The organism is Vibrio sp. 1401, assembly GCF_033340295.1.
This window is the reverse complement of the sequence record NZ_JAWOWF010000034.1, coordinates 14,305-40,210: the sequence shown is the minus strand read 5'-3', so window position 1 is coordinate 40,210 and position 25,906 is coordinate 14,305. Positions and strand designations below refer to the sequence as shown.

The 25,906-nt window shown below is 43.5% G+C and carries 22 protein-coding genes; 12 read left to right on the top strand and 10 right to left on the bottom strand.

Annotation, left to right across the window (positions count from 1 at the left end):
* Positions 1-4 precede the first annotated feature (4 nt).
* The gene (locus R7Z77_RS16610) at positions 5-1,240 is read right to left on the bottom strand and encodes a porin (protein WP_064354770.1); all 1,236 of its coding nucleotides are present in this window, start codon (positions 1,238-1,240) and stop codon (positions 5-7) included.
* Positions 1,241-1,662: 422 nt separating this feature from the next.
* Between R7Z77_RS16610 and R7Z77_RS16605 the strand changes: the two genes are divergently transcribed.
* Positions 1,663-2,691: a site-2 protease family protein gene (locus tag R7Z77_RS16605; protein WP_047103591.1), complete on the top strand. Its 1,029-nt coding sequence runs from the start codon at positions 1,663-1,665 to the stop codon at positions 2,689-2,691.
* Between the two features lie 74 nt (positions 2,692-2,765).
* On the opposite strand, the gene R7Z77_RS16600 is transcribed toward R7Z77_RS16605, so the two are convergent.
* Positions 2,766-3,554 carry a M48 family metallopeptidase gene (locus tag R7Z77_RS16600; RefSeq protein ID WP_017634168.1) on the bottom strand — a complete coding sequence of 263 codons (789 nt, stop codon included), beginning with the start codon at positions 3,552-3,554 and terminating at the stop codon, positions 2,766-2,768.
* A gap of 201 nt (positions 3,555-3,755) precedes the next feature.
* Between R7Z77_RS16600 and R7Z77_RS16595 the strand changes: the two genes are divergently transcribed.
* The 4 genes from R7Z77_RS16595 (at position 3,756) to cutA (ending at position 6,802) form a co-directional block, all read left to right on the top strand.
* Positions 3,756-4,190: a hotdog fold thioesterase gene (locus R7Z77_RS16595; RefSeq protein ID WP_005376340.1), complete on the top strand. Its 435-nt coding sequence runs from the start codon at positions 3,756-3,758 to the stop codon at positions 4,188-4,190.
* A 6-nt stretch (positions 4,191-4,196) separates the two neighbouring features.
* The gene (locus R7Z77_RS16590; protein WP_005376338.1) at positions 4,197-4,430 is read left to right on the top strand and encodes a DUF3389 domain-containing protein; all 234 of its coding nucleotides are present in this window, start codon (positions 4,197-4,199) and stop codon (positions 4,428-4,430) included.
* Positions 4,431-4,509: 79 nt separating this feature from the next.
* Positions 4,510-6,219, top strand: a complete 1,710-nt coding sequence (locus tag R7Z77_RS16585; RefSeq protein WP_005376336.1) for an SgrR family transcriptional regulator — start codon at positions 4,510-4,512, stop codon at positions 6,217-6,219.
* Between the two features lie 250 nt (positions 6,220-6,469).
* Positions 6,470-6,802 (top strand): divalent-cation tolerance protein CutA, encoded by a 333-nt coding sequence (gene cutA, locus R7Z77_RS16580; RefSeq protein WP_005376332.1) that lies wholly within the window; start codon positions 6,470-6,472, stop codon positions 6,800-6,802.
* On the opposite strand, the gene R7Z77_RS16575 is transcribed toward cutA, so the two are convergent.
* Positions 6,764-7,360 (bottom strand): DUF2238 domain-containing protein, encoded by a 597-nt coding sequence (locus R7Z77_RS16575; protein ID WP_005376330.1) that lies wholly within the window; start codon positions 7,358-7,360, stop codon positions 6,764-6,766. The two genes, cutA and R7Z77_RS16575, sit on opposite strands and share 39 nt — an antisense overlap.
* Positions 7,361-7,602: 242 nt before the next feature.
* Between R7Z77_RS16575 and R7Z77_RS16570 the strand changes: the two genes are divergently transcribed.
* Both R7Z77_RS16570 and R7Z77_RS16565 read left to right on the top strand, forming a co-directional pair.
* Entirely contained in the window at positions 7,603-8,442 is an 840-nt protein-coding gene (locus tag R7Z77_RS16570; RefSeq protein ID WP_005376329.1) for an isopenicillin N synthase family dioxygenase, read from the top strand.
* Positions 8,443-8,570: 128 nt separating this feature from the next.
* A complete protein-coding gene (locus R7Z77_RS16565; protein ID WP_005376328.1) occupies positions 8,571-9,191 on the top strand; it encodes a DNA-J related domain-containing protein in 621 nt (206 codons plus the stop codon).
* A gap of 79 nt (positions 9,192-9,270) precedes the next feature.
* Here the strand turns inward: R7Z77_RS16565 and R7Z77_RS16560 are convergent, their stop codons facing one another.
* From R7Z77_RS16560 to tesA, 4 genes are all read right to left on the bottom strand, one after another.
* A complete protein-coding gene (locus tag R7Z77_RS16560) occupies positions 9,271-10,926 on the bottom strand; it encodes an ABC-ATPase domain-containing protein (RefSeq protein ID WP_318136756.1) in 1,656 nt (551 codons plus the stop codon).
* 71 nt (positions 10,927-10,997) lie between these two features.
* The gene (locus tag R7Z77_RS16555) at positions 10,998-12,911 is read right to left on the bottom strand and encodes a sensor domain-containing phosphodiesterase (protein WP_005376326.1); all 1,914 of its coding nucleotides are present in this window, start codon (positions 12,909-12,911) and stop codon (positions 10,998-11,000) included.
* 180 nt (positions 12,912-13,091) lie between these two features.
* Positions 13,092-14,291, bottom strand: coding sequence for an enoyl-ACP reductase FabV (fabV, locus tag R7Z77_RS16550; protein ID WP_213967849.1), 1,200 nt, complete (start codon positions 14,289-14,291; stop codon positions 13,092-13,094).
* A gap of 82 nt (positions 14,292-14,373) precedes the next feature.
* The gene (gene tesA, locus R7Z77_RS16545) at positions 14,374-14,976 is read right to left on the bottom strand and encodes a multifunctional acyl-CoA thioesterase I/protease I/lysophospholipase L1 (RefSeq protein ID WP_005376324.1); all 603 of its coding nucleotides are present in this window, start codon (positions 14,974-14,976) and stop codon (positions 14,374-14,376) included.
* Here tesA and R7Z77_RS16540 point away from each other — a divergent pair.
* The 3 genes from R7Z77_RS16540 to R7Z77_RS16530 all read left to right on the top strand — a co-directional run bounded on the left by R7Z77_RS16540 (position 14,975) and on the right by R7Z77_RS16530 (position 19,915).
* Entirely contained in the window at positions 14,975-15,667 is a 693-nt protein-coding gene (locus R7Z77_RS16540; RefSeq protein ID WP_047101137.1) for an ABC transporter ATP-binding protein, read from the top strand. The genes tesA and R7Z77_RS16540 overlap by 2 nt on opposite strands.
* Entirely contained in the window at positions 15,667-18,123 is a 2,457-nt protein-coding gene (locus R7Z77_RS16535; protein WP_213967850.1) for an ABC transporter permease, read from the top strand. The genes R7Z77_RS16540 and R7Z77_RS16535 overlap by 1 nt, the downstream gene beginning before the upstream one ends.
* 352 nt (positions 18,124-18,475) lie before the next feature.
* Positions 18,476-19,915 carry an FAD-dependent oxidoreductase gene (locus R7Z77_RS16530; protein WP_213967851.1) on the top strand — a complete coding sequence of 480 codons (1,440 nt, stop codon included), beginning with the start codon at positions 18,476-18,478 and terminating at the stop codon, positions 19,913-19,915.
* 28 nt (positions 19,916-19,943) lie between these two features.
* Here R7Z77_RS16530 and R7Z77_RS16525 read toward each other — a convergent pair whose 3' ends face one another.
* From R7Z77_RS16525 to R7Z77_RS16515, 3 genes are read right to left on the bottom strand one after another with little or no spacing between them, the layout of a single operon-like run.
* Positions 19,944-20,879, bottom strand: a complete 936-nt coding sequence (locus R7Z77_RS16525) for a biotin-dependent carboxyltransferase family protein (RefSeq protein WP_085569034.1) — start codon at positions 20,877-20,879, stop codon at positions 19,944-19,946.
* Entirely contained in the window at positions 20,876-21,559 is a 684-nt protein-coding gene (locus R7Z77_RS16520; RefSeq protein WP_005386313.1) for a 5-oxoprolinase subunit B family protein, read from the bottom strand. The genes R7Z77_RS16525 and R7Z77_RS16520 overlap by 4 nt, the downstream gene beginning before the upstream one ends.
* Positions 21,559-22,314, bottom strand: coding sequence for a 5-oxoprolinase subunit PxpA (locus tag R7Z77_RS16515; protein WP_054579603.1), 756 nt, complete (start codon positions 22,312-22,314; stop codon positions 21,559-21,561). The genes R7Z77_RS16520 and R7Z77_RS16515 overlap by 1 nt, the downstream gene beginning before the upstream one ends.
* 319 nt (positions 22,315-22,633) lie before the next feature.
* Here R7Z77_RS16515 and R7Z77_RS16510 point away from each other — a divergent pair, with 319 nt between their 5' ends.
* Both R7Z77_RS16510 and galE read left to right on the top strand, forming a co-directional pair.
* Positions 22,634-24,592: a diguanylate cyclase domain-containing protein gene (locus tag R7Z77_RS16510; RefSeq protein ID WP_213967852.1), complete on the top strand. Its 1,959-nt coding sequence runs from the start codon at positions 22,634-22,636 to the stop codon at positions 24,590-24,592.
* A gap of 54 nt (positions 24,593-24,646) precedes the next feature.
* The gene (gene galE / locus R7Z77_RS16505; RefSeq protein WP_005386320.1) at positions 24,647-25,663 is read left to right on the top strand and encodes a UDP-glucose 4-epimerase GalE; all 1,017 of its coding nucleotides are present in this window, start codon (positions 24,647-24,649) and stop codon (positions 25,661-25,663) included.
* Positions 25,664-25,906: the final 243 nt, after the last annotated feature.

The window sequence follows — 25,906 nt, the reverse complement described above, 5'->3', positions numbered from 1 at the left end:
CCCATTATTTGAAGGTGTAGTTCATCTGTACCGCGCTGATGTAAGCAGTACCTTCTGAGTCAAACTTAATCTCTTCACCCAGAGCATTTGTCTCAGTGAAAGAGCCTGATTTACTCTTAACAAGTGCAAAGCCTGCATCGAAAGTTAAATTCTCACTCATTGCGTAAGTTAGGCCCGCGCTGTACCAAAAACGGTCACTGTCAGGAATACTCAATGTCGCTTCACCTGCTTGTTCGTCGTACGCAAAGCCTGCACGGAATGTCCAGTCTGTATTAAGTTTGTAAGTTGCACCAATGGAGTAGCGATTGTTGTCTTCATATTTCTCAGGTTTAAAGAAACATACTCCGTCATTACATTCGTTACTGGTCGCTTTTAGTTCTTTAAATGTGCTCCAGTCGGTTTGTTGCCAGCCGTAATGTACAGCCCATTGTTCATTCAGTTGATGGAAAGCCGATAATTCGATAATTGAAGGGAGAGAGATTTTTAAACGGCCATCAACTTTTGGTGATGAAGCTCGACCAGAGTCGTAACTACTAAACTCACCGTCATCAAAATCTAGATCAACCTTAGAGCGGTAGCCAAAGCCAAAACGGTTGTTTTCATTTAGCTCAAATAAAGCGCCGACATTCCATCCCCAAGCGAAAGTTTCACCTTCCATGCCGACAAGGTTATCGGACTTATTACCACCTAAAATACCGGCGAGTGCGCCTTTGTGGCGAGTCAGCTCTGCTTCAGCGTATACTAGGTTGATACCACCACCGACACTGAAAGACTCGTTGATACGGTAAGCGACATTAGGGTTGATGTTTACTGAAAGTAGGGAAGTGTCACCCGCCATATCACCTGCGGAAATATCATTTGGATAGTCAGTGGCAACACCGTATGTTGTGAACATACCGATGCCCCAAGCCCAGTTATCATTGATAGGGCTGATGTAATAACCTGCTGGCACGATCTGTAAAGGGGCGACATCTTTCGCGTGTTCATTGTTTACAGTGTCGTACACATCGACTTCAGGGTCGATGATAGATAACGCGCCCGAAAATTGAGCTTCTTTGAAAAGTGTCATTGCTGCAGGGTTACGAGCAAGGACGCTGGCATTATCTGCGACAGCCCCTTCACCTGAAAATGCTCGACCAAGACCAGATGCCGAATGTTCAGCTACCTGGAAGCCCGCTGAGTGGGCATTACACGCAAACAATATTGAAATTGTAAGCAGAGAGCAGTGCTTCTTGTTCATCCTTGACCCTCCTAGGGTGTCATAATGCTGGACCGAAGTCCTTGTAATTGTTGTGTGGTACTTACACCAATTGTTAATACGCGAAATACAACGGTGATGTAAATGTAATGTTAATTGTATGTTTAATAACTTGTCAAAGTTTGAGCGTATTTTGCGTTTTAAATATGATGCATAGGTCAAACGATGGCTTGTAAGGGCATGTATTATCGTTATATTTTTGAAGAGAATGGTACGACCAGAATTGTTTTGCGAGCTTTATAGTTAAATAACGATCAAATCAAGAGATAGCTCGCTTTGCTGTTTCTTCACTTCACAGGCATAATTCGCGCTCGCTATGTAGTTATTCAATAGACGCAATAGGAGCCGCATTGGAATTACTGAATGTTGAATTTTTAGGTCGTTCGCTAAGGCTCGAAGGATCGATGGCTGGGTGGCAGCAGTTATATTGGGATAATACGTTGGTGTCTCAAATCGATGCCAGTGACAATACCGCAGAGACTTGTCTACACCAGTTTAGGCTCTCTGCGGGTGAGGAAATCCTGAACTGTCATTTAGAGTGTTCTTTAACATGGCAACCGTTTGAATTGAGTTACAAGGTCACAATTAACGGTGAGCTCGTCAACGAAGGTTGTCGAAATGAAAAAGACATCGAGCGCCAAGTGCCAGAAGTTACGCCACCATCCGAAAAGCGTTTAAGTATAATAGGTCTCGTATCTCTTGGGATGAAAGCACTTAAAAGTGCGAAAGTTATTAAAGTGGCGTTAGCGTCTGCAAGTCTCGCTGCATATTCTTGGCTATTTTCCATCGAGTTCGCGCTAGCGTTGATCGCTTGCTTGGTTTTCCATGAATATGGTCACATTAGAGCGATGAAGTATTTTGGAATGAAGACCAAAGGGATCTATTTGATTCCATTCCTAGGTGGTTTGGCGCTAAGTGACGAAAAGATAAACACGCGCTGGCAGGATGTGGTTATCTCAATCATGGGACCATTTTTCGGTTTAGTACTTAGTATTGTTTTTACTTTGCTTTATTGGATGACTGGTGAGGTGATCTTCGCTGGGCTTGCTGTGTTTAACGCCTTGTTAAACCTATTTAATCTGCTGCCTATTTTACCATTAGATGGTGGCCATGTGCTCAAAAGTATTACCTTCTCAATGAATACTTGGGTCGGGTTAGTTGGCAGTATTGCGACCGCTTTATTAGGCATTTTTATCAGTTACTATTTCGGTCTGACGTTGCTAGGGTTTTTATTGTTAATGGGAATGTTGGAAGTGGTGATGGAATGGAGAGCTCGACATCAAAGCCATTTATTGCCATTAACCCGTTATGGGCAACTATTTTCACTTGCTTGGTACTTGGTCTCTGTCGGAGGTTTTGTTTCTATCATCTGGTATTTTGCCACTCTCGGAGATAGTTTGTTAAGTTTGCCGCTACAGATATTGGGCACTTGATTAGAATCATTAAAAGCTCCCTAGGGAGCTTTTTTATTTGGCAAGCTTAAGTAGTAGACGATAGTAGCAATGAATTAGCCACATCTTGGTGCTTTCGCGTTATACGCAGGCAGCTTATTTATGGTTGCTTGTAAATCTTTAATGCGCGTACTGTGCGATGGGTGGGTTGAGAAGAATTCAGGTGGTTGAGAACCACCTGATGCAGCACTCATATTTTTCCATAAATCGACACTTTGACGTGGGTCGAAACCTGCTTTTGCCATGAATTCCAGCCCGACAATATCAGCCTCAGATTCCTGAGTACGACCGTATGGCAAAATAACACCGTATTGGACACCGACACCAAGTGCCGCCATCGTCATTTGTTGATACTGTTTGTACTCGGAAGCTCCAATGGCAACGTTTGCTAGAGACAACCCGGCATTTGCTAACTGACTTTGTGAAAGACGTTCATTACTGTGGTCAGCGAGGACGTGAGCGACTTCGTGACCAATAACTGTTGCCAACTGATCTTGGTTTTTCGCGACATCTAAAAGCCCGGTATACACGCCGATCTTCCCACCTGGTAGAGCAAACGCATTGACTTGTTCACTATCAAAAACAACGACTTCCCAGTCTTTAAATCCAGATTGAGCGGGAATGGTGTCAGTGATGTGTTTGGCAACGCATTGAACGTAGGCATTCGTTTTGCGATCTTTGCTGATTGGGATATCTTTCTTCATTTGTTCGAAAGATTTAGCGCCAAGCGATGACATTTCCTGATCTGAAAACATCAGGATCTGGTTGCGACCCGTCGGTGATGCGCTACACGCTGTTAAACCCGCGATAGTTAAAAGAGCAGAGGCTTTCATCCATACCTTCATAACAGGCTCCATTTAATTTTTTGTTTTGAAGCAATAGTATATACCCAAATAGTAACATGATGCATGGATCAAGTTATTCATCTGATTAATAAAGAGGGTGAGATGTTACGTCTTGAAGTTATGCCCAAGTAGCGTCTATGCTAGCTTCCTAGCACATCGTTACAACCTAACAAACCAGTTTGTGAAACTAAGAGTAAAACAATGAGTATATGGAAAAAGCCCGTAAGCATAGAGATTCTGAATGCCACGTCAAAAAATACCCTGATCGAGCACCTACAAATTAAATATACAGATTTCACTGACGACTCCCTTACAGCAACCATGCCCGTATGCAGCTTTACTCATCAACCTTTAGGAATGCTTCACGGTGGTGCATCAGTCGTGCTCGCAGAAACATTAGGCTCATTGGCTGCAAACTTCTCTGTCGATGAAGGCAGCTACTGCGTCGGTTTAGATATTAACGCGAACCATGTGCGAGCCATGCGAAGTGGTCATGTGATTGGTACGGCAAAACCGCTTCATCTGGGTATTTCAACGCAAGTGTGGCAAATCGATATCACTGATGAGCGAGGCCGTTTAGTGTGTACCAGTCGCTTGACCATCGCTGTGAAACAACACAAAACAAAGTCGGTATAAACTAAGATGGTGATTGAGTTTTCATTAGGAAAAATCATTGCAACCCAGCGTGAAATAGTGATTAAGCTCTCCGGTAGTGCAATGGTAACCTTGCAAGCGCAAACCGATGCAATTCAGTTGCTGGGTAGAGGAGCGAACGTTGTTTTATCTCATGGAGCAGAGTGCAAATGGTCTATCAAGCTGGACAACGAGGAACAACTGGCTGAACTTTCGCGAGAAATTGGTATCGATATTCAATAATCTATAGTGTGATGTTTGCACTTTTTGGTAAAAATGAGGAAACTTAGCTTATCGACAACAAGATAAGAATTTCCTCTTTATGAGTAGCCCTCGTTTACGTGTTCAGTTCGAAACACTGTTTGAAAAATTTTCTGGTCACGATACGGACGTTCAGCTCGAAGACATCACCGAAGCGTTGTTTTGTACACGTCGTAATGCTCGTATTGTTCTAAATAAACTTGAAGAAGAGGGCTGGATTGAGTGGCATCCGGCAGCGGGTCGAGGAAAACTTTCGAAACTCGTTTTTAAACGTAATCGAAGCGACGTCAGCGAAAACCTCGCCAGGCGTTATCTCGATGAAGGGAAAATCGGTCAGGCTCTAGATGCGCTTGATAACGATGCGGCACGATTGACGCAGGTTATCCAAGGTTATCTAGGGCTTCAACATCGACAGGGCGAGCAGGTCGTGCGTTTGCCTTATTATCGACCATTGTCGATGTTAAACCCGCAGAAACCGATGCGGCGTTCTGAACAGCACATCGCCAGACAAATTTTTAGCGGACTCACTCGCCTTGATGAAAATGAACAACTTCAACCAGATTTAGCCCACACGTGGGAAGCAATTTCTGATACACATTGGCGTTTTTATCTTCGTCGTGGAGTACGCTTTCATAACGGTGAACCGTTAACAACTAGTTGTGTTCTTGAAAGTGTGCTTGCGTTAAATAGCTTGAACTTGTTTTCTCACATAAAGCGGGTGTCTTCACCACAAGAGTGGACCGTTGATATTGAGCTCGTCCGTCCTGATCGCTACCTTCCTCTGGCTCTGAGTGAGTCGCAAGCAAAAATTTTGCTACCGAGTGCTTTGCGTTCTGAAAGCTTCGATAGACAACCGATAGGGACAGGGCCGTTCCAAGTTAAAATGAATGATGATAAGCGTCTTATTTTGACTGCTTTTGATGGCTACTTTGGTTTTCGCCCTTTACTTGACCAAGTGGAGGTGTGGGTAATCGATGAAGCCTATTCTTCAATGGTTTATCCAAGCCTGTCAAAGCCGAAGATGGATAAACAAGGTTCATCCGATGAAGTCGAGCTGGACCCTGGCTGTACATTCCTATTACTAAACAAAAACACCGGAATTGCAAAAGATCCACGTTGGGCAGAGTTCCTCTCGCAAACCCTCAACAGTCACCAGATTTACGCGCATGTTCCACAAGATAAAGTGATGGAACTGGGAGTATTGCAAGCCTTTGGCCTTAAGCCCGGTTGGATTGATCTCAGGCCAGCGGAAGCGGGCAGCGTACCACAGGCTAATAAGGTAATTTCCGTAGCGTATCAGAAAAAGCATCCGATGTTTCCAGTAGTTGCCAAGGCCATCAAGACACTCTTAAAACCGCACGGTATAGAGGTTGAGTTTATTCGTTATGATTCTCAACCGCCCGCGCCTGGGGAAGTGGATATCTGGGTGAAAGCTATGGGCATTGCAACGAACCGAAATGACGCGTTGGCGGGCTGGCTCCTGGATTACAGTGATATTGAGAAGTTCAGTTCAGGTTACGATTTTAGTGAATGGGCTAAACTTGTCGATCAATGGCGTGCCGGCATGCACACAGACTTTCCTGCGCGTGAGCTAGGACGACAGTTAGTAAAAAGCTGTCAGGTGATTCCTATGTTTCACTGCTGGCTAGGCGTGAATAAAGACCACAGCGGTGCGTTACAAAATGCAAAGTGTAATGCCTTAGGTTGGTTTGATTTTAATAATGTATGGGTCAAACCGGATATAGAAAGTAACCATGGCGAAACCGAATAAAAAAACAACCGACGAAAACCGTCGATATCTTTTGCTCTAAATGTAAAACTCAACTATTTAAGTACCGTAAAGGCGGGAAAGGCGCACTGGTTAAATGCTTCAAAGAGCGCATTGTTGACGATTTCACACAAACCCCATGTATTTGCCCCGCTTGCGGACAAGAGTTTGCAAGAGATACTTTAGTAAGAGGAACCCCCGCTTACAAAATGATTGGCGGCAAAGTGACGATGAAATAATAAAGGGCTAGAAAATGAGTATGAAACATGACTATTGCATGGTTTTAAGTACAACCAGTAATGAAAAAAATCGAGATCAGATCATTAAAGGTTTGCTAGATGCTCAATTAGCCGCGTGTATTCAAACGATGCCTATTGAAAGTCACTATGTGTGGAAAGGGGAGATTTGTACTGACAACGAATGGTTGCTGGTGATCAAAACTCGTCGAGAACTTTATGAATTGGTGGAAGAGAAAATAGAAAACCTGCACGAATACGAGGTCGCTCAAATCGTACAGGTTCCAATTGTTGATGGGTTTAACCCTTATTTAGAATGGTTGAGAGAATCGACGTTGAGCCGACATTAAGAATAACGACAACACTGCACCAACGGTATCGCACAACATATCTTTCTGGGCGTCCCATATGTCACCTTGCGAGCCCAGAAAGGCAATTCCCTCATCGCCACCAGCCAACTCCGCATACCACCATTCGATAATCTCATAGCCAGCAGCAAGTGACATGATAGCAAACAAAGCAAACCAGCAAGAGAACGCTTTGTTGAACCGTTTTTTGTTTATCAAGTATTCAGCGATCGGATATGCGTAAAGGCCAATTGAAAAGTGCGCAACGCGATCAAAATTATTTCGCTCTGAACCAATCATGTCGTTAAACCAGTCAAACGGCACTTCGGAGAACGTATATTTCGCACCGATAGTGTGCAAACAGAGCCAGATGAACATTAAAAAGTAAGCCGTATTACTGAACTGATAGCGAATCGAAATCGCCCAAATAGCAACAAGAATACCAATCGCCGGGATAATCTCCGCAAACCAAACTGCACGTGAGTTAGGTTCCAACGCAGAAAATAAAAACACGATGGCATAAAAAATCGTTAATCCTAAGAGTGTCGAGGTGCTTTTCATAGAGTTATTTGATCCTTCAATTTATCTTACAGTGGGACTCCATAGATTGTGTTAATGATTGCACTTAATTGAACGGTGTGCAATTGATATTTTAATGGGTTTTTTGATCACTGAAAATGTTGATTTATTGGCAAACTGCTCAACATTAAAACGTTTGCGCGTGCACTTTTCATTAAAGTTTGATTTACAACATGCCCATCCATAGAATCCATGATTCAGTCTAATAAAAAAGAAGTAAAGCCATGAAACTGGAAACTGTCGATTATCTTGCTGACGATGCTGCTCAACAGTTCGTTACCTCTCTACGAGAAACGGGGTTTGGTGTGTTGAAAAACCACCCGATTCCACAAGAGCTTGTAGAGTCAATTTACAAAAACTGGCATGAGTTTTTCTGTTCAGATCAAAAGAATGATTTTCACTTTAACGTAGACACCCAAGATGGCTACTTCCCACCTTCTGTGTCTGAAGTGGCGAAAGGGCACAAAGTGAAAGACATCAAAGAGTACTTTCATGTTTACCCTTGGGGGCAGATCCCAGAGCAGCTTAAAGCTGAAATCTTAGAGTACTACGAGCGTGCCAATGCATTTGCTCAAGAGCTATTAGGTTGGGTTGAAGCGTACGCACCTAAGGACGTTCAAGAGAAGTTCTCTATCGCGTTGTCAGAAATGATCAATAACAGTGACAAAACATTACTACGCGTGCTTCACTACCCACCGATGACAGGCGAAGAAGAGCCAGGCGCTATTCGTGCTGCTGCGCATGAAGACATTAACCTGTTAACGGTTTTGCCTGCTGCTAATGAACCTGGACTGCAAGTAAAGAGTAAAGAGGGTGATTGGATCGATGTACCATGTGACTTCGGGAACTTAATCATCAACATTGGTGATATGCTTCAAGAAGCGTCAGGTGGTTATTTCCCTTCAACGACTCACCGTGTAATCAACCCTACGGGTGGCCGTCAAGAAAAGTCACGTATCTCATTACCGTTGTTCCTGCATCCAAAGCCGGAAGTGGTGTTATCTGAGCGCTACACTGCACATAGCTACCTTATGGAACGTTTACGTGAGCTAGGGGTTATTTAACCTTTACGTGATCTCCTTACAAAGGCCGATGGTGAATGACTATCGGCCTTTTTGCATTTATGCTACAAAGTGGAAACTATGTTTTTTGTGCCGTGAATGGGGCCCTAAACTCGTGTCAGAGAGGATGAATGGAAGGACAACGTACTGTCAATAGTATTGAGCCTCATGCAATAGAAAATCCGCTGCTTTGGCCAATGTTAGAAATTCTGAGAAAACAGCCCTCTAATTGGAAAGTGCACACCTTGGCAAGCTCGTTGGGTGAACAAGGTTATATTTCAAAGCTGGACGACTCTCCCGATAAGGATTTATTCAAAAGAAATTTCCTGATCATGAATGCATTATATCAACTGCAAGACACTCTGTATCCGGATAGTTGGCTTCAAGTCGAAGCCATGGATATTCAGCTCATGTCTTCGATGGAAGCTTTGAGGCATAAGATCGATATTCATGATCCTTTGCGTGAGTATTACTTAGATTGGCGCAATTACGAAGCGGATGAAGATGAAGTGCGTCGACTGTTGAATGAATTTTGGACAACTTATCAAAAGTTCATCGGTGGTTCGTCAGTAGCCAGCGTAGATAAGACAAAGGCACTGTCACTATTTGAACTTAACACTGACGCTACGCCTGCGGAAATTAGAAAACAATGGCGAAAACTCGCGCTTCGTTGGCATCCTGATCGAGAAAATGGCGATGCAGAAAGATTTAGAGTTCTTTGTGAAGCGTGGAATGTACTGAGAAACGAATGATTCGCTAAGAATAAAGATAAAGGAAGGCAGCTAACTATAGCTGCCTTTTGATTGAACTGTCTCTGTCAGCGTATCAAAACTAGCATGATGACTTAAACTGAGATTTTCGCATGCGGTTGAGGGCAGCCATAACGTCTAGTGTGCGTGGTTTGGCTAAGTCGCCTTGCTTAGGAAGAGCGGTATGCCACTCACCAGACAGCATTTCTTCAATCTCCTTCGCCGGATGATTACACCAACCTGGAAGTTGAGCAATTTGGAACCATAACCAGCCAATTGTGTTGACTTCATCGGCTGACTCTATCTGTTCCAAAGCGCTAAGATCAGTAAACTCTTTACCAAATCGAAGTGACTCTTTGCCTTTCGCATTCACACGGAACTTGCCGTCAGTCAGAATATTCATCAACGCAACGCGGTTCAGTGCTCGAGGTGGGAAGGTCTGTAAACGTTCTTCTGACTCGTTATGGCGTTGAGTAGGGTGCTGAGCGATAACTTCTTTCGCTTTTTCAGTCACATCAACGGCTTGGTAGTCGTGCATTTGAATGACGGTATCGGCAACGTCTAAGTAGTCGCCCGACCCACCCATAACGATAATGGTAGAGATATCAAGATCATCTCGTAATTGACCAATGCGGTCGACGAGAGGAGTAATTGGCTCATCACCTTTTGCCACCAATGCCTGCATACGCTCATCTCTAATCATGAAGTTGGTAGCAGAAGTATCTTCATCAATCAATAATGTGCTTGAACCGGCTTCAATAGACTCTTGAAGCCAAGCGGCTTGCGACGTTGAGCCTGATGCGTCTTGAGTAGAAAAGTCCGCCGTATCTTTACCCATTGGTAAATGGTTGATGTAGTTCGACAGGTTCAAGTGGTGTACGCATCGGCCATCTTCGGCACGAATCTTCATAGCCTTGTTATCGGCAACAATGTATTCGCGACCATCTCCTGGAATATGATCGTAAATTGAACGCTCTATTGCATTTAATAAGGTAGATTTACCGTGGAAGCCGCCACCTACGATCAGTGTGATACCTTTTGGAATTCCTAATCCTGTGACATGGCCCTTGTTTGGCGCATGTAAAGTGACTTGTAGAGATTCAGGGGCTTTAAACTCAACGGCTTCTTTCATAGGAAGGTCGCAATTACCTGCAATTCGAGGAAGGATACTGCCGTTTGCGACAAACGCGACTAAGTTATTGGCCTCCAACTGTTCTCGCAGGGCATCTTGGTCTTCAACAACTTGGCAGTGCTTAATTAAAGCGGCTTTGTCGAGTTCACGCTCTAAAGTTGCTCGACGGATAAACTTAGGCAGGTGGAAAGTCAGTATGTTGTTGGCTTTTTTCCCCAATACTGAACGACCTTCGGCTGGTAAGTTAACTCGAAAACGCAGTTCAATACCTTCTTCAGTAAACAACACCGCGGTGCTATCCAGTACAGTTTGGCCTGTCAGTGAAATTGATACTGAGTTTTCTTGTTTAGCAAACTGTTCAAAACTACGCGCAATAAAATCACGTGCAGCTCTTTGAAATGCAGGAGACTCGTCTCTTAGCCACTCAAGACCAGTCAAAGACCATGCGCGAGTCGCACGAAAACGTGACGCCGATGCATAAGGGTCACCCTGTACATGATCGATAAACAAAGTGAAATCAGTGAAGTCGTATTGACCTTTGATTTGCTGATAAGCTCGATAGTTCTGCTTTTCAATTTTCTTAAGCGTGGCAGTCAACTGATCCATGAAGATATTAGCCTTTTAATAGAAGCGGGCGGCGATTATAGAAACCACCGCCCTCATAGTAAAGAGAATGCTTAGGAAGAGTAGGCGTATTGCCCGCCAGAAAGGCGCTGATTAAACAAACTTTGCTCAAATTCATTACAAGGCATAGGTTTACCATAAAGAAAACCTTGTCCGATATCACAGCCCTCACCAATGAGAAACTGCTCTTGTTGGGGAGATTCAATGCCTTCGATCACGACTTGGAGTTCCAGTTTTTTCGCAATGTGTATGATAGAACAAATTATCGCGCGATCATCGTCCGACTTTTCCATTTGCTGGACGAAGCTTTTATCAATTTTGATGGCATCAAATGGATATTTCTTTAAATAGCTGAACGAGGCATATCCTGTACCAAAATCATCAAGTGACAATGTCACACCAAGTTTGTGCAACTTATTTAACGTTGTGCGTGCTACTATTTCATCGGCAATTAGAGCGCTCTCGGTTACTTCGAGTTCGAGAAAGTGTGCTGGCAAATGGAAAGTGTCGAGTAGGTGTTGCACTTGTTCTGCAAAATTTACGTTTTGTAATTGAATGGGAGAAACGTTGACGGCAATTTTGAAGTTATCGATTAACTCAGACCATTGTTTCGCTTTGTCTATCGCGGTACGCAGAACAAAAGAGCCAACTTCAAAGATAAGCCCGTTTTGTTCGGCCATATGTATCAATGCTTCGTTGGAAACGTCGCCAAGTATTGGATGTCTCCAGCGAAGCAAGGCTTCTGCGCCAATCCATTTACGTGTTTTGGAGTCTACTTGAGGTTGAAAGTACAACACTAAATCGTCGTTACGCACCGCTTGTAAAAGGTAACTTTCCAGTTCATTGTGACTATTGAGATCCGCCGAATGATTTTCTCTAAAATAACTAAAAGGTTCGCCGGATTCTTTACATAGAAGCATCGCGTAACATGCATGTTGAAGGATACGCTTAGCATTGCTGCAATCTTTGTAAGCTTGAACTATACCGATGTACGTGTGCAAATGTATTTCTGTTTTGTTGAAGACAAATCCATCTACGCTAATTTTAGTGATATCATCTAATAGTTGATTTAACCGAGCTTCAATATCCTCTCCCCAAATCAATAAAACCATGTCATTCGAACTTGGTCTACCAGTGATAAATCCGCTAGCACCGTGTCTGGTTAATCTGGAGTGAAATTCTTTTAAAATGTTGTCAAAGACCTCGAACCCGTGCCTGGTCTGAATACTGCGAGCGTTACTAAAACCAATGTTGATGACCACAAGCGATTGCTGATCACTATCAAGGGACTGTAAGGTGTATTGGACAATGTTCTCAAGTGCAGAGCGATTTAGAAATCCAGTTCCCTGATCATGTGTTTTTTGGTAACTCACTTGTTTTTCCGCGGCTTTACGGCGATCAATTTCTTGTGTTAAGGAGTAACTTAACTGGGCTAAATCCGTGGTACGATTTTCAATTCGACTCTTTAGCTCGGTGTTAAGTCGCTGAAGTTTATGTTGTTGGTACACAACTGAAAGCTGTGCTTCGATTGAATCTTTGAAAGTTTCAAGCAACTGACGGTAACTATCGTTGTACTCGTTTCTCTCAGAGTCAAGCATACAGATTGTTCCAAATGTCTCCCCATTTGGCCAGAATAGCGGTAAGCCGCAATAAGAAATCATGCCTAGTTTGATGTCTGGGTTATTTTGCCATTCTTCATCTTCAAGCGCATTGGGGATTACAAGCTCGCCTTTCTGTTCTATAACTTGCTCGCAATACAAACCGTTACCAAGCAGCTCTGCATCGCCAGTACGATAAGGATTACCTAGAGTTTCGCTAGATGTATTTACTTCTATGCGATCTGGATGGATACGCATAATTAATGTGGTAGGTACGTGTGTTATTTGAGCCAGTAAGTTGACGATTTCCTGCCAACTTCTTCGCATAGACTCAGGGATTTCGTAGTCTAATGTTTGCAATCTCCCCATATAGGTCATCCTTTACGTGGTTTCACTTCCTGTGAATTAAAAATGCAGACTGCTCTATTTTGTTCTCGCTTTTTAATTAAGTATAGGGTGGCTAGGGCTCGAAACAAAAAAAAGTCCTGAAAAGTGTTCAGGACTAGGAATAGTTGTCACATATCTCATCCTTGAAACAGGTAACAAGTATCAAGGCTTAAGCGACATTAACGATTCAATAGAAATGTCTTGCGAATAGTCGACATCTTCAAAGTTAAAGCCATTGAGCTTCATAAACTCATCTTTAAAACCTTGGTAATCACCAATCTCTTTAAAGTTTTCAGCATTCATCTGTTCTAAAAGAGCGTGGACTTCTTGTTGAACTTGCGGTTCAAGTTCCAAGTCATCTATTCGAATCAAGCGTTCGCCGTCAACTGGCACTTTCTCTTGATCGTATAACTTCGTAGTAAACAGTCGCTGCATTTGTTCAATACAGCGTTCGTGAGTACCTTTTTCCTTCATCACTCGATAAAGCGCTAACAGGTAAGGGCTTAGAGCAGGGATGAATACACTGGCTTTCGTCACCAACGCCTTACACACGGTTGCGTAAGCACCGCCGTCAAAGTTGGCGAGTTTGAGGTTTAATAAATGACTGGTTTGGTGTAAATCGATTTTCGCTCGACCTAACGTACCATCGAGATAAATTGGGTGCGTAATGTCAGGGCCCATGTAAGAAAAGGCGATGGTTTTGCAGCCGTTTGCGATAGAGTCGTTATTGATGAGTGTGTCAATCCAGCTTTCCCAGTCTTCGCCGCCCATTACTTTAATGGTGGCATTGGCTTCCTCTTCTGTTGCAGGCGTTAAGGTGGTTTCTATCCACTTATCGTTCTCCAGCATGATAGAAGCGCCAGTGACAGGTTCACCAATAGGTTTAATGACACTGCGCAAAAACTCATCAGATTCAGGTTTAGGTCGAACACCGGTTGCCAAGCTATAGATGACTAAGTCAACTTCACCCTCAAAGTACGTTTCAATGGCTTCAATCACTTGATTGCGCACCGAACCAGAGAATGCATCGCCAACAATATTTATTGCGGTACGCCCGGCTTGATTTGCTTCTTGCTTAAAAAAGACGTTGTTATACCAACCCGCACTCCCAACCCCTTTCTCTGAAGGGCCACGCTCAAATGAGACGCCAATGGTATCGGCGTTAGCGCCACCGAACGTTAGGGCTATTCGTGCCGCTAGGCCGAAACCAGAGGAGGCACCAATAATCAAAACCCGTTTTGGGCCTTTTTTGATCTGTGGGGCGTGCTTTACGTATTCAATTTGCTCTTTAATAGATGCATGACACCCTTTGGGGTGCGCAGAGCGAGCAACAACACCTTGAATTAACGGTTCTATTCGCATGTTGTTATCTATCCTCGATGAGTGGAATTGAAAATAGATTAACGTAAAGTTACGTAAAACTTATTGAGCTAGACCATTAAAATTAGAGATGTTTAATTAATTCTTGAGCAACGAAATCAGCGATCCAAGGTTGTGCATCTGGTTTTGGGTGAAGGCCATCATCCATCATCCATTCTGGTTTGGTGACAACATGCTCTAAGAAGAATGGCATCAAGGCAACTTGTTGATGCTGTGCAAGCTTAGGGTAGATATCGTAAAACATATCGCTATAGCGCTTACCATAATTAGGCGGAACCCGAATTTGCATCATGACAACGTCCGCACCAGAATCTTTTATCATGGTAATCATTTTTGAAAGATTCGACGTAATAAGTTTAGGAGGGAAACCTCTTAGGCCATCGTTGGCACCTAACTCAATAAGTACCATGTCAGGGCTATGCTGAGTTAGCAACTGAGGTAACCGTGCTAAGCCATTGCCAGTGGTATCGCCAGAAATGCTGGCATTAATAACTGTTACATCTTGACCATGTTCTGACAACGCATCAGGGAGTAAGCTAGGCCAACTCTCTTCGATCGGCATCTGATAGCCTGCACTCAAGCTATCACCCAAGACAAGTAGCTTTTCGCTCGCATGTGCAGTAGCGGAAAAGCAAAAAAATAGAACTAAGGAAAGTATACGAATCATGCAAACACCTGTACTTAATGCACCTATTGTTCAAGCCAATTTGGTTTCTAAACAAGTCTCTACTAATCAAGAACAATTAACAATCCTCAAAGACGTAAATGTTGACATCCGAAAAGGAGAAAAAATCGCCATCGTCGGAACTTCCGGTGCAGGTAAGTCAACATTGATGACGTTGCTAGCTGGTCTTGATACGCCGACATCAGGCGAAATTACTTTATTAGGTCATGAATTATCAAAACTGGACGATGAAGCACGTGCGAAAATTCGGGCTGACTCTTTAGGTTTCGTTTTCCAAAGTTTCCTGTTAATCCCGAGTTTGAGTGCATTACGTAATGTCACGCTTCCTTGTCTTTTACGTGGTGAAGCCGAAGATGAAGCAAGAGCAGCGGAATTGTTAGCTGCTGTTGGGTTAGAAAAACGTGTCGACCATCTACCAAGCCAGTTATCTGGTGGTGAACAACAGCGAGTTGCGCTAGCGCGTGCATTTATGACACAGCCTGAGCTGTTGTTCGCAGACGAGCCTACCGGCAATCTTGACCATCAAACCGCAGACAAAGTGATTGAGCTGCTATTTGATCTTAATGAACAGCACGGGACAACTCTGATTTTAGTAACACACGATGGTCATCTAGCAAGCCGATGTGACCGTATTTATCGTATGGAGGCGGGTGAGCTTAAGGAGGAGATGTAATGTCTGCAGTATCATCAAGTGAAGCAACATCCACAGAGCAAAACAGTACAACACAGCACTCGTCGAATAAAAGCTTGATACGCTGGAGTTTCGGCGAAATAAGGCAGGGGAATCTTTGGCCTATTAGCGTTGCTCTTATTCTCGTGATTGCGAGTATCTTTGCGCTTTCTGCATTAGCAGAACGAATGGAGCAGGTGATCGTCAAGCAGGGGAAGGACGCATTAACGGCAGATGCGGTGTTTGTGTCTGCTAATCCCATTCCGGACACGTTGTTAGCCTCGACTGAAAGCCTTGAACGTTCGACGATGACACGCTTTGCCACTATGGCATTTAGCGATAATGGTATGCAGCTTATTTCTGTAAGGGCGGTGGATGATAATTACCCTTTAATGGGAGAGCTCGTTCTTGAAAATAATCCAGCCGGTCGCGTTAAAGAGAACCAACTCTGGCTTGATGAGCGGATTATGACTCAACTAAGCGTAAAGCCAGGTGACAGTGTCACGATAGGCGATGCCGAGTTTACTGTATCAGGCGCAGTATTGATGGAACCAGGCTTGAGCTTTAATCCATTTCAGCAAATGCCTTCTGCATACATTCATCAAAGTGACGTAGATAAAACAGGAGCAATTCAAGTTGGGAGTCGAGTTCAATACCGTCTATTTTTACAAGCCGATGATAAAACACTAAAGAGCTTACAAGATGATACGCAGCTTTCTCCGAGCGATCGCTGGCGCACGCAAGATACTGCCAGTCGTAGTAATGAGGTTTTTGAACGCACGACGCAGTATCTGTCGTTGACAGTAGCAATTGTCATCATTATGGCGGCGACAACATTGGTTCTTACTTGTCAAAATTACGTGAACAGCCGGACACAAACTATCGCGATGTTGAAAAGTCTTGGTGCGAGCCGCCGATGGATTGAAAAGTGGTTATTTATTCAAGTCACAATCCTTCTCATTAGTGCCAGTGTCGTCGGTCTATTGTTAGGGAGCGGGCTGGAATATTTATTACGCATTCCACTCAAAGACTTATTACCCGAGCCACTCCCTGGTTACGGTGTCACACCATTTTTGGTGGCATTTATCTCAGCAGTCTTGATTACGGTGCCTGCTCTCGGTATACCATTGTTAGGCTTGATTAAAACTCCCGCGTTAGAAGTGCTAGAGCAGGGTAAAGCGCAACGTTCTTGGAAGCGAATGTTACTTGTTCTAGTTCCCGTTGTTCCACTGCTTTTACTGTATGCAGATAACACCTTAGTTTGGAGCGTGCTCACTGGTATAGCGGTACTGTTTGTGGTACTCGCAGCAGTTAGCGTCACACTCACAAAGCTGTTTGCACGTGTGTCAACCCATCCTGCAATGAAGCTTGCGTTGAGTCGTATCAACCGGACGCCAGTAACCAGCGGCCTACAGTTTGGTGCTTTGGCATTATCTTTGATGTTGCTGTCTATCATTTGGCTTGTGCGCAGCGATATTCTCGCTGATTGGGAGAGAACCTTACCTGCAGACGCGCCAAATGTGTTCGCTTTGAACATTGGTGATTATGAACTCGATAACTACCTAGAAACCCTAGATAAAAATGGAGTTACGCGGTCACAAGCTTATCCAATAATTCGTGGACGACTAACAGAGATCAACGGTCAAAACGTCAAAGAGGTTGAGTACGAAGGAGAAGGTTCTGACGCGATACGTCGAGAGCTAAACCTGACATGGGGGGATAGCCTACCAGAATATAATGATGTGCTTTCGGGTGAATGGACAAACAAAGGGAGTGTATCTGTAGAAGCGGATGTAGCAAATGACTTAGGCATCAAACTCGGTGATACGCTGCGCTTTGTAATAAACAGTCAGAATTACGATGCAGTAGTAGATACCATCCGTTATGTCGAATGGCGTGACATGAAGCCTAACTTTTATTTTATTTTCTCATCTGACGTGATGGCTAATTTACCTGGTTCTTACCTCATCAGTTATAGGATTGAAGAAGGAAATGAAGCGTTGTTGACGTCAATGTCACGTGCTCACCCAACGGTTTCTGTTTTAGATATCCGAACTATGGGCGAGAAAATTCAGGCTTTGATTCAGCAAATCGTATCAGCAATCACCATCCTTGCTCTTTTAGGCGTTGTTGCTGGTCTGCTGCTCATCTTTACTCTACTGAGGTTAAGCTTGTCCCAACGTCAACAAGAGATTCGTTTGTATCGCACATTAGGTTCAAGTAAGAAACGGATCAACACAACCCTGTGGGCCGAGTACGGAATTATGGCGTTGATTGCTAGTGGTGTTGCGGTATTCGCTGCGGAAGTTTGTGTGGCCGCAGTCATGACATATGGATTCGATCTCAATGCACAAATTCACCCCGAATTGTGGATAGCTTTACCGCTTGCAACATTTGTTACGTTGGCACTTGTAGTGATGAGTTTGTTGAAAAGATTGTTAACGCCAGTAAACACTTAATCGCAGCGAGTGTTATCAAGTTTGGAACACTCCATGACACTTTTATTTTAGTTATCCACAAAAACAGTGGATAACTTTTGGGATAACTAAATGGGGTAAAAAGTGGGGTGTTTCTGCAGGCTTTGCGCCATGGGTCTTACAGTGAAATTCTTATTCACATAGACACAAAAAAGTGTCTTCTTAACCATGTCGTCAAGTACTTTTTCGCAAATTTTTTCTACTTTAATGCACTTTACTGGCGCTGTTGGATATTTCGCAAACCCATGAACTTTTTGTGATTTTAATCAAGTCCAAACACGAGTAGAATCCACCGTTAGTAAAGAATTTTCCTTATAAAATTTTTAGTGAAGCAATGAAGTCTGAGTTTCCAAGTTATAAAGATAAGCATATCGCTGTTGTTGGTGGCGGTGTAGCAGGTGCAACAGCAGCAATTCATTTTGCGGAGCTGGGTTTTAAAGTTTCCGTAATAGAGAAGGGCGTATCACTAGTAAATGGTCCACCCATTTGTCATTTGCATGCTGGTGGTAATTTATATCGAGAGATTTCCGAGCAACAGTGCTTAGACTTGTTAGCACAATCTATTGATACTGTTCGCCTGTATCCGCTTTCACTGAATATTCGTCCGACAATCATCGCGGTTCCTCATTCCGATGGTGGAGACCCATCCACACTAATTTCGCGATTAGAGGTTGTGAAAAGTGCTTATCAGACGCTCGTTGATAAAGATGAGAGTAATAAAGTGCTCGGCGAGCCAAGCGAATACTACAAACTGTATTCAAAAGCGGAGCTAGAAGCTCTCGCGCAACGTACTCAACCAAGTCATCCTACAAACTTCGATGAGTGGTGCATTCCTTTTGCTCAACATGCTGATCTTGAAGCGCTAAAGTATCCTGTTGTCGCAGTTCAAGAATATGGTTGGAGTGTTTTTCGCCTCGCCGCAATTGCCAACTTAACACTAGATACGCTTCCTAATGCTTCGGTCTTCACACAAGCAACGTTTAAGCAAGCCGATTGGATGGGGGAACACTGGCAACTTGGCTATGAACGTGAAGGTATCGATTACCTGATGACATGCGACTACTTGGTTAACGCGTGTGGCTTTGAAACAGGCTCAATTGACAACACAGTTGGTGCCAAGCGAGACAGGTTGGTGGAGTTTAAAGCCGCTTACGTTACGAGGTGGGCAGACTGTCAACAACAATGGCCAGAAGTTATTTTTCATGGCCCGCGTGGAACCGATAAAGGAATGGCTCAATTGACGCCTTATGGCGATGGTTACTTTCAACTTCATGGTATGACAAAAGGAATCACGCTGTTTGAAGATGGTTTAGTGGAGAGCACGAACTCATCTGCTCAACCTGAACTGCCTATGCCTTTACTCTCGAAGATCCGTTACGGCTGGAGAGAAGAAGTGTTAGAAGAGCGAACGAACAACGCCATCAAACACATGGCGCAGTTTATTCCCGACTATCACTCTGCTGTAAAAGGAGGAAAAGCATTATTTGGCGCTCAGCAAATTCCCGGAACAGATCCAGTACTCAGAGCGGCAGATGTGACTTTTGAAGATAACCACTACGCGAGAATAGAGGTGGTAAAAGCGTCATCGACACTACTCGCAGCGCAAAAAATGCTTCAATTCTGGTTTGACATCGATCCTAACCAAAATGTGGAAACACAGCATCCGGTCGCTGTAAAGTGGTCTGAAAAAGAGGTCGAGCAGTACGCGATTAAACTCACTCAAGAGCGAGGCTATCCTCAAGCTTTAGCAGTGCGTTATGGTATGCCTGCATAATCGGCTGTGTTTGGGCTCAGTGGTTGTATTAATACCCAAAAAACTGAGCCCATTGGCACCATACTTCTTGCAAGCCTAGTCTGTCTCCTTTAACAAAATTGACTTTTTGTCCGGGTTTCGCCTGTGCCAGTCTAGGTAAATCAATACGAGCTACGCAGCCAAATTTAGGATACCCGCCAATAGTCTGGTGATCGTTGAGCAGCACAATAGGGTTACCATCGCTAGGTATTTGAATTGAACCTAACGCAATTCCCTCTGATAGTACGCCTTCGTAAGGTGGACGAATGTTATTGCCCTCAAGACGGTAGCCCATGCGATTCGAATTGGGGGAGATGATGAATGCTTTGTTGTAAAATGCTTGGCGAGCGTCTTCATCAAAGTCCTCGTTCTGATAGCCTTCAATCACTCTCAACTTAATGGGTAAGTTGTAATCTGGCTTAAAGCGAAACGTCATTTGCCTTGGCTTACGTTTCGGTAAGTTATGAGGGACAAAGGGAAGAATATCGCCAGCTTTCAAAGCGCCACCATTTGAATCATAACCACCTAGAGATTCTCGCAAGACGGTCGATGCGCTTCCTAAGTGCTGAGCAACATTGAACCCACCTTTAACCGCTAGGTAGGAGCGAAGTCCATTCCTTGCGACTCCGAACTGAAGCTTCTGTCCTTTTTTCAACGTAAAGTCAGACCAATTTGAAATAGGTTCACCATCTATTTTTGCATTTAAATCACCGCCACATATAGCAAGGTGGCAGTTATGCAATGCAATAAAACAAGCGTTACCCAGAGTAATTTCAATTGCAACGCAATTGACTACGTTACCAAGCAAATGGTTGGCCCAACTGTAAGCATAGTCGTCGACCGGGCCACCTTGAGTCACACCGACATGCGCTAAGCCAAAACGACCAAAGTCTTGAACTAAAGAGAGCGGTCCTGGCTTTTCCACCAGTAATCCACCGTAACTCATAGTACGCCTCCTAAATCGATAAACTCTTGTTTTGAAATAGCATTAAAGGTGACCTTGTCACCCACTTCAAACGGTATAAAAGGAGGAGAGTCGGAGAAGAGCGCAAGCGGGCTTTTACCAATAATGTTCCATCCGCCAGGACTATCTGATGGATAGACGGCCGTTTTAGAGTCTGCGATTCCTACACTTCCGGCCGGCACTTGAGTTCTTGGTGTGGCAAGCCTTGCCATGTGCAATTGAGTATCAACGTCAGAGAGAAATGCAAAGCCTGGAGCAAAGCCAATTGCAGAAACCGCGTACTCGGTTTTCGTATGCAGGGTAATAAGATCGTCTAATGACAGACCTCGCTTTTGAAAACGAGATAGATCTAACGCGGTTTCTTCAGAGTAATATACAGGGATAGTAATGTGATTCGGCTGGGAAAGCTTAAGTGATTGAGTATCAAACTGGCTCACGATTTGTTGCAGCTCATTGACTAAGTTCTTTTCGTTGATTCGAAAAGGTAAGTAATCAATGAGAATAGTTTGATAGGAGGGGACAACGTTCATAACAATTGAAGCGAAAGTTTCTCTTATGCTGCGAGCAAGCTCTCCGACTGCATTTTCAGAAATACTCTCATCAAACTTAATGAAAATACTGCACTCGGAGATCAAAGAGATATTAAATTTCTCTTTATGCATTAATTTCCTCCAGCGTATAGGCTTTGGCGGATCTTTTGGATCAGCGCGATCGACTCTTCATTGTCACCATGAACACAAATTGTGTCGGCTTCCAATAATATGTAACCGCCTGAAGCGGTTTTGACACGCCCTGAGTCAGCTAAGGTCCGGACTTGCTCAAGTATCGCGTGCTCGCTTTTTAACACGGCATTGTGCTGTGTTCTAGGAGTCAGTAAGCCGTCATCTTGGTATAAACGATCTGCAAATGCTTCAAATAGCAAGGGAACATCATAATCGTCTGCGATTTCTAAGTATTTTTCGTTTTCCTGTGAAGCTAGGATCATTAACGGTACTTTGAACAGTGCTGCCGCCTTTACTACCGCTCTAAATATCGCATCACTTTTCATCATGTCGTTGTATAGAGCGCCATGAGGTTTTATGTAACTGATGTCTGTGTATTGCGCCCGGCATAATGCTTGTAAAGCACCAACCTGATATATAACCATGTTCGTAATTTCATCACCCGTCATGCTTATGCTTCGTCTGCCAAAGCCTTGTAGGTCGGCGTAACCTGGATGTGCGCCAATATCAACATCGTTGTCATTCGCTAGGGTGATAGTGTCGTGCATGACATTAGGGTCGGAGGCATGAAAACCACACGCGATGTTCGCCATATCAACATGGGGCATCACGTCTTCATCTGCGCCCATACTCCAAGAGCCAAAGCTCTCGCCCATATCACAGTTCAATGTAAGTTGCTGTTTATTCAATGTCATACGTTTTATTTCTACACAAGCAATGGGTTTACGATGCAGGAAAATGCATCTAGGTTCAGTGACTCACTTCATTCTTCTATCATGAAAACGAAGCTTTTTGAGCAGATAGCTGACGAAAAAGATCACGTTAGTCCATAAAGATGTTGCCGTTATTTGAGTTGATCCGAATTTTAAGGTATTTCGTTTCTTTTCCATCCAATTTTTGAGAATTTAAGGTTATTTTGCATTAGCATCGTGTTAATCTTGTCGCCCTTCATGGGTGATAGATTGCATAATTGTTCTTCTGTCATTTTTGTGGTTGTCTGCGACAGGAATATATATGTCATTACGAGCGAAGCTTATTTGGCCTCTTCTGGTCTTTTTAACGGCTATCTTTGTTATCTCAAAAGGTTGCACCTCGTATACTGTATACCAATCGTCTAAGCATGAACTGGTCGAGCAGACAAGAAAGCTGATTAACAATGTTTCTTTCTCAATTAAAGATGCGCTGACAACAAAGGACAAGCAAAAAGCTCAAACTATTCTCGCCAACTTTTTAAACCAGCCAAATGTAACGCGGGTCAAACTTTATGACCAAGATGACCAACCATTCGCTGTTATGGAGATAAGTGGGGCACTGGCACCCGTTCCAAGTCAAACCGAAAGAAGTAGGTTGCACGCTCTAGGCTATGCCTTATCAACCAAATTTCTTTATGTTCTAGAGCCGATTATCCATGATGGCTATGTCATTGGTAGCATGAGAGTTACGCTTTCTCATCGCCCAATTGTAGAAGCCATACAATCTTTACTTCGAGATGGCGCTTTACTTCTTCTGTTTCTGATCGCTGGTGGCACTGTTTTTTACATAAGTATCGAGAGGCTTGTTCTCAGGCCCGTGATGGAACTCAACCGCGTAATAGAGAATGTGACACACGGACGAAACACGGAAAATCAAGCTCGCTATTACGCCAAGGATGAAATTGGAGACCTCGCGAGCTCTTTCAATCAAATGATGAATAGGTTAACAGTACGTGAGAAGCAGCGGCAACATTCGCTAGACACACTAGAACAAAAGCGCGCATTTTCAGAAGAGGTTATCGAATCTGTTCAGCATGCATTAGTTATTACAGACAATTCCGGACGTGTTATTCATTGTAATACGGCGACCCAGCAAATATTTCAAAAAAAATTAGATGAACTTAAATATGCCAATATTCGTGATCTAATTAAAACCAAAACACCGAATGAGCTGAGTCAGATCCTGAGTCGAGGCCTAGAGTGCGATGATATTCACCTCAAAAATGCAGATAACGAACAGCAGTTGAGCCTAACCAGTCGTCGCCTCTCGACACATGAATACTTACTGTTTTCGATTCAAGATATCACCGAAATTGAAGAAGCCATAAACCGGCAACGTGTTGCGGGACGTGTTTTTGAAAGCAGCCAAGATGGTCTCATTGTTCTTAATCATCGCGGTGTCATTACGATGGTAAACCCTGCCGTCACTAAGTTAGTCGGCTTAGAGGTGGATCAGCTTATTGGGAAGTCATTCATCCAAACGCTAAAGTGGCGCAAGTTACAGGAAATGATGCCTAGTATCATCGAGTCGATAGAAAATTATGGCGTTTGGCAAGGTGAAGTTATCGAGAAGAACCATATTGGTCAGTTTGTACCGATGTTTGCTCGAGTCAATCGTATCGTTAAGTGTGAAGACTATGGTTTCTATGATCTGGTTATTGTTCTTACCGACCTTTCCGGCGCAAAAGAGATGGAACGATTAGAGCATTTAGCTCATCACGATGCTTTAACGGGGTTAGCCAATCGATCTAAGTTCCATTTAGAGTTGGAACAACTAGTACAACGCTCTGGATACTTGCGTGACGAATTTGCAGTTTTGTACCTCGATCTGGATGGATTTAAAGAAGTTAACGATACCTACGGTCATGATGCAGGTGATGAAGTTTTGAAAAAAGTTTCCGAGCGTCTAACATCTGCGACGAGACATAGTGATTTAATCGCAAGACTTTCTGGTGATGAATTTGTCATGTTGGTAAATCCCGCCAATCAAAAAGTGGTCACCCGAATAGCAGAACAGTTGCTCGAGAGCATATGTGCTCCAATTGAGTACAAAGGTCACTTACTCAAAGTTGGCGTTAGTATCGGCGTAAAATTAGTCGGCGTAAATGAGCGCGATGCTACTCGAGTTTTAAAAAGTGCGGATACGGCAATGTATCAAGCAAAGAAAGCCGGAAAAGGCCAAGCAATATTAATGGGATGCGAATTACAAGAGACAGTTTAAATCGTAACGTCAAAGCTTTAAACTAACCCAATTCGCGTCAGAAGGAATAATAAAATGAAAGTACTCGTTACGGGTGGTATGGGCTATATCGGTAGTCATACGTGTATTCAAATGATCGAAGCTGGCATGACGCCAGTGATTCTAGACAACCTGTACAACAGTAAATCTACGGTATTAGATCGAATTGAAAAGGTATGTGGTGTAAAGCCAACCTTCATTCAAGCCGATATCAGAGATAAATTGGCGATGGTAGAAGCACTAAAGTCACACAATATTGAAGCTGTTATCCATTTTGCAGGTTTAAAGGCCGTCGGTGAGTCTGTAGCAAAACCCCTAGAGTATTACGACAATAACGTTAATGGCACTTTAGTATTGGTTGATGCAATGCGTGAAGCCGGAGTTAAATCGTTGGTATTTAGTTCATCAGCGACTGTATACGGTGATCCTGCTTCTGTACCCATCACAGAGGACTTTCCAACTAGCGCAACTAACCCATATGGTCGCAGCAAATTAATGGTAGAAGAGTGTTTAACCGACTTCCAAAATGCGAACCCTGACTGGAGCATTACACTTCTTCGTTACTTTAACCCGGTAGGTTCACATCCAACAGGCGAGCTAGGTGAAGATCCTCAAGGTATTCCCAACAACTTAATGCCGTTTGTTTCTCAAGTTGCGGTAGGGCGCAGAGAGTTCCTTTCTGTGTTTGGTAGTGATTATCCGACCAAAGATGGCACAGGCGTACGTGATTATATTCATGTAATGGACTTATCCGATGGTCACGTTGCTGCATTAGAAAAAGTAGGTAGCAAAGCTGGCCTTCATATCTATAACCTCGGTACTGGTAACGGCTACAGTGTACTGGACATGGTGAAAGCATTTGAAGCCGCAAGTGGTAAAGATGTCCCATACCAACTTGTTGAGCGTCGTCCAGGTGATATTGCAGAGTGTTGGGCGGATCCATCAAAAGCGATGAATGAGTTAGGTTGGAAAGCAACTCGCACTCTAGAAGAAATGACTGGCGATACATGGCGCTGGCAGTCTACTAACCCTCAAGGTTATCCAGATGCCTAATCTTTAATTTACATAATAGTAACAAAAAGGCGCATAATTGCGTCTTTTTTGATCCAAATCGGAAAAAATCGTAAATTACTGGTCAAAAGGTAGCAAGTATATATAGAGCTGTTAAACTATGCCCGACTCTTAATTTGGGTTATAAATTTTCTCATAGCTATTGGGGTAGTTCATGGAACTCGGTCTGATCATCACTTTCATCATTGCAGCAGCAGTAATGGTGAAAAAAGAGATGGCAAAACA

What these genes read in the sequence shown, in the direction of transcription:
- R7Z77_RS16510 (WP_213967852.1), top strand. Translation starts at nt 22,634, where the DNA reads ATGTCATTACGAGCGAAGCTTATTTGGCCTCTTCTGGTCTTTTTAACG.
- R7Z77_RS16585 (WP_005376336.1), top strand. Translation starts at nt 4,510, where the DNA reads ATGAGTAGCCCTCGTTTACGTGTTCAGTTCGAAACACTGTTTGAAAAA.
- R7Z77_RS16515 (WP_054579603.1), bottom strand. Translation starts at nt 22,314, where the DNA reads ATGACATTGAATAAACAGCAACTTACATTGAACTGTGATATGGGCGAG.
- R7Z77_RS16610 (WP_064354770.1), bottom strand. Translation starts at nt 1,240, where the DNA reads ATGAACAAGAAGCACTGCTCTCTGCTTACAATTTCAATATTGTTTGCG.
- R7Z77_RS16600 (WP_017634168.1), bottom strand. Translation starts at nt 3,554, where the DNA reads ATGAAGGTATGGATGAAAGCCTCTGCTCTTTTAACTATCGCGGGTTTA.
- R7Z77_RS16565 (WP_005376328.1), top strand. Translation starts at nt 8,571, where the DNA reads ATGGAAGGACAACGTACTGTCAATAGTATTGAGCCTCATGCAATAGAA.
- galE (WP_005386320.1), top strand. Translation starts at nt 24,647, where the DNA reads ATGAAAGTACTCGTTACGGGTGGTATGGGCTATATCGGTAGTCATACG.
- R7Z77_RS16590 (WP_005376338.1), top strand. Translation starts at nt 4,197, where the DNA reads ATGGTGATTGAGTTTTCATTAGGAAAAATCATTGCAACCCAGCGTGAA.
- cutA (WP_005376332.1), top strand. Translation starts at nt 6,470, where the DNA reads ATGAGTATGAAACATGACTATTGCATGGTTTTAAGTACAACCAGTAAT.
- R7Z77_RS16535 (WP_213967850.1), top strand. Translation starts at nt 15,667, where the DNA reads ATGTCTGCAGTATCATCAAGTGAAGCAACATCCACAGAGCAAAACAGT.
- R7Z77_RS16555 (WP_005376326.1), bottom strand. Translation starts at nt 12,911, where the DNA reads ATGGGGAGATTGCAAACATTAGACTACGAAATCCCTGAGTCTATGCGA.
- R7Z77_RS16570 (WP_005376329.1), top strand. Translation starts at nt 7,603, where the DNA reads ATGAAACTGGAAACTGTCGATTATCTTGCTGACGATGCTGCTCAACAG.
- fabV (WP_213967849.1), bottom strand. Translation starts at nt 14,291, where the DNA reads ATGCGAATAGAACCGTTAATTCAAGGTGTTGTTGCTCGCTCTGCGCAC.
- R7Z77_RS16595 (WP_005376340.1), top strand. Translation starts at nt 3,756, where the DNA reads ATGAGTATATGGAAAAAGCCCGTAAGCATAGAGATTCTGAATGCCACG.
- R7Z77_RS16530 (WP_213967851.1), top strand. Translation starts at nt 18,476, where the DNA reads ATGAAGTCTGAGTTTCCAAGTTATAAAGATAAGCATATCGCTGTTGTT.
- R7Z77_RS16520 (WP_005386313.1), bottom strand. Translation starts at nt 21,559, where the DNA reads ATGCATAAAGAGAAATTTAATATCTCTTTGATCTCCGAGTGCAGTATT.
- R7Z77_RS16525 (WP_085569034.1), bottom strand. Translation starts at nt 20,879, where the DNA reads ATGAGTTACGGTGGATTACTGGTGGAAAAGCCAGGACCGCTCTCTTTA.
- R7Z77_RS16575 (WP_005376330.1), bottom strand. Translation starts at nt 7,360, where the DNA reads ATGAAAAGCACCTCGACACTCTTAGGATTAACGATTTTTTATGCCATC.
- R7Z77_RS16540 (WP_047101137.1), top strand. Translation starts at nt 14,975, where the DNA reads ATGCAAACACCTGTACTTAATGCACCTATTGTTCAAGCCAATTTGGTT.
- R7Z77_RS16560 (WP_318136756.1), bottom strand. Translation starts at nt 10,926, where the DNA reads ATGGATCAGTTGACTGCCACGCTTAAGAAAATTGAAAAGCAGAACTAT.
- R7Z77_RS16605 (WP_047103591.1), top strand. Translation starts at nt 1,663, where the DNA reads ATGGCTGGGTGGCAGCAGTTATATTGGGATAATACGTTGGTGTCTCAA.
- tesA (WP_005376324.1), bottom strand. Translation starts at nt 14,976, where the DNA reads ATGATTCGTATACTTTCCTTAGTTCTATTTTTTTGCTTTTCCGCTACT.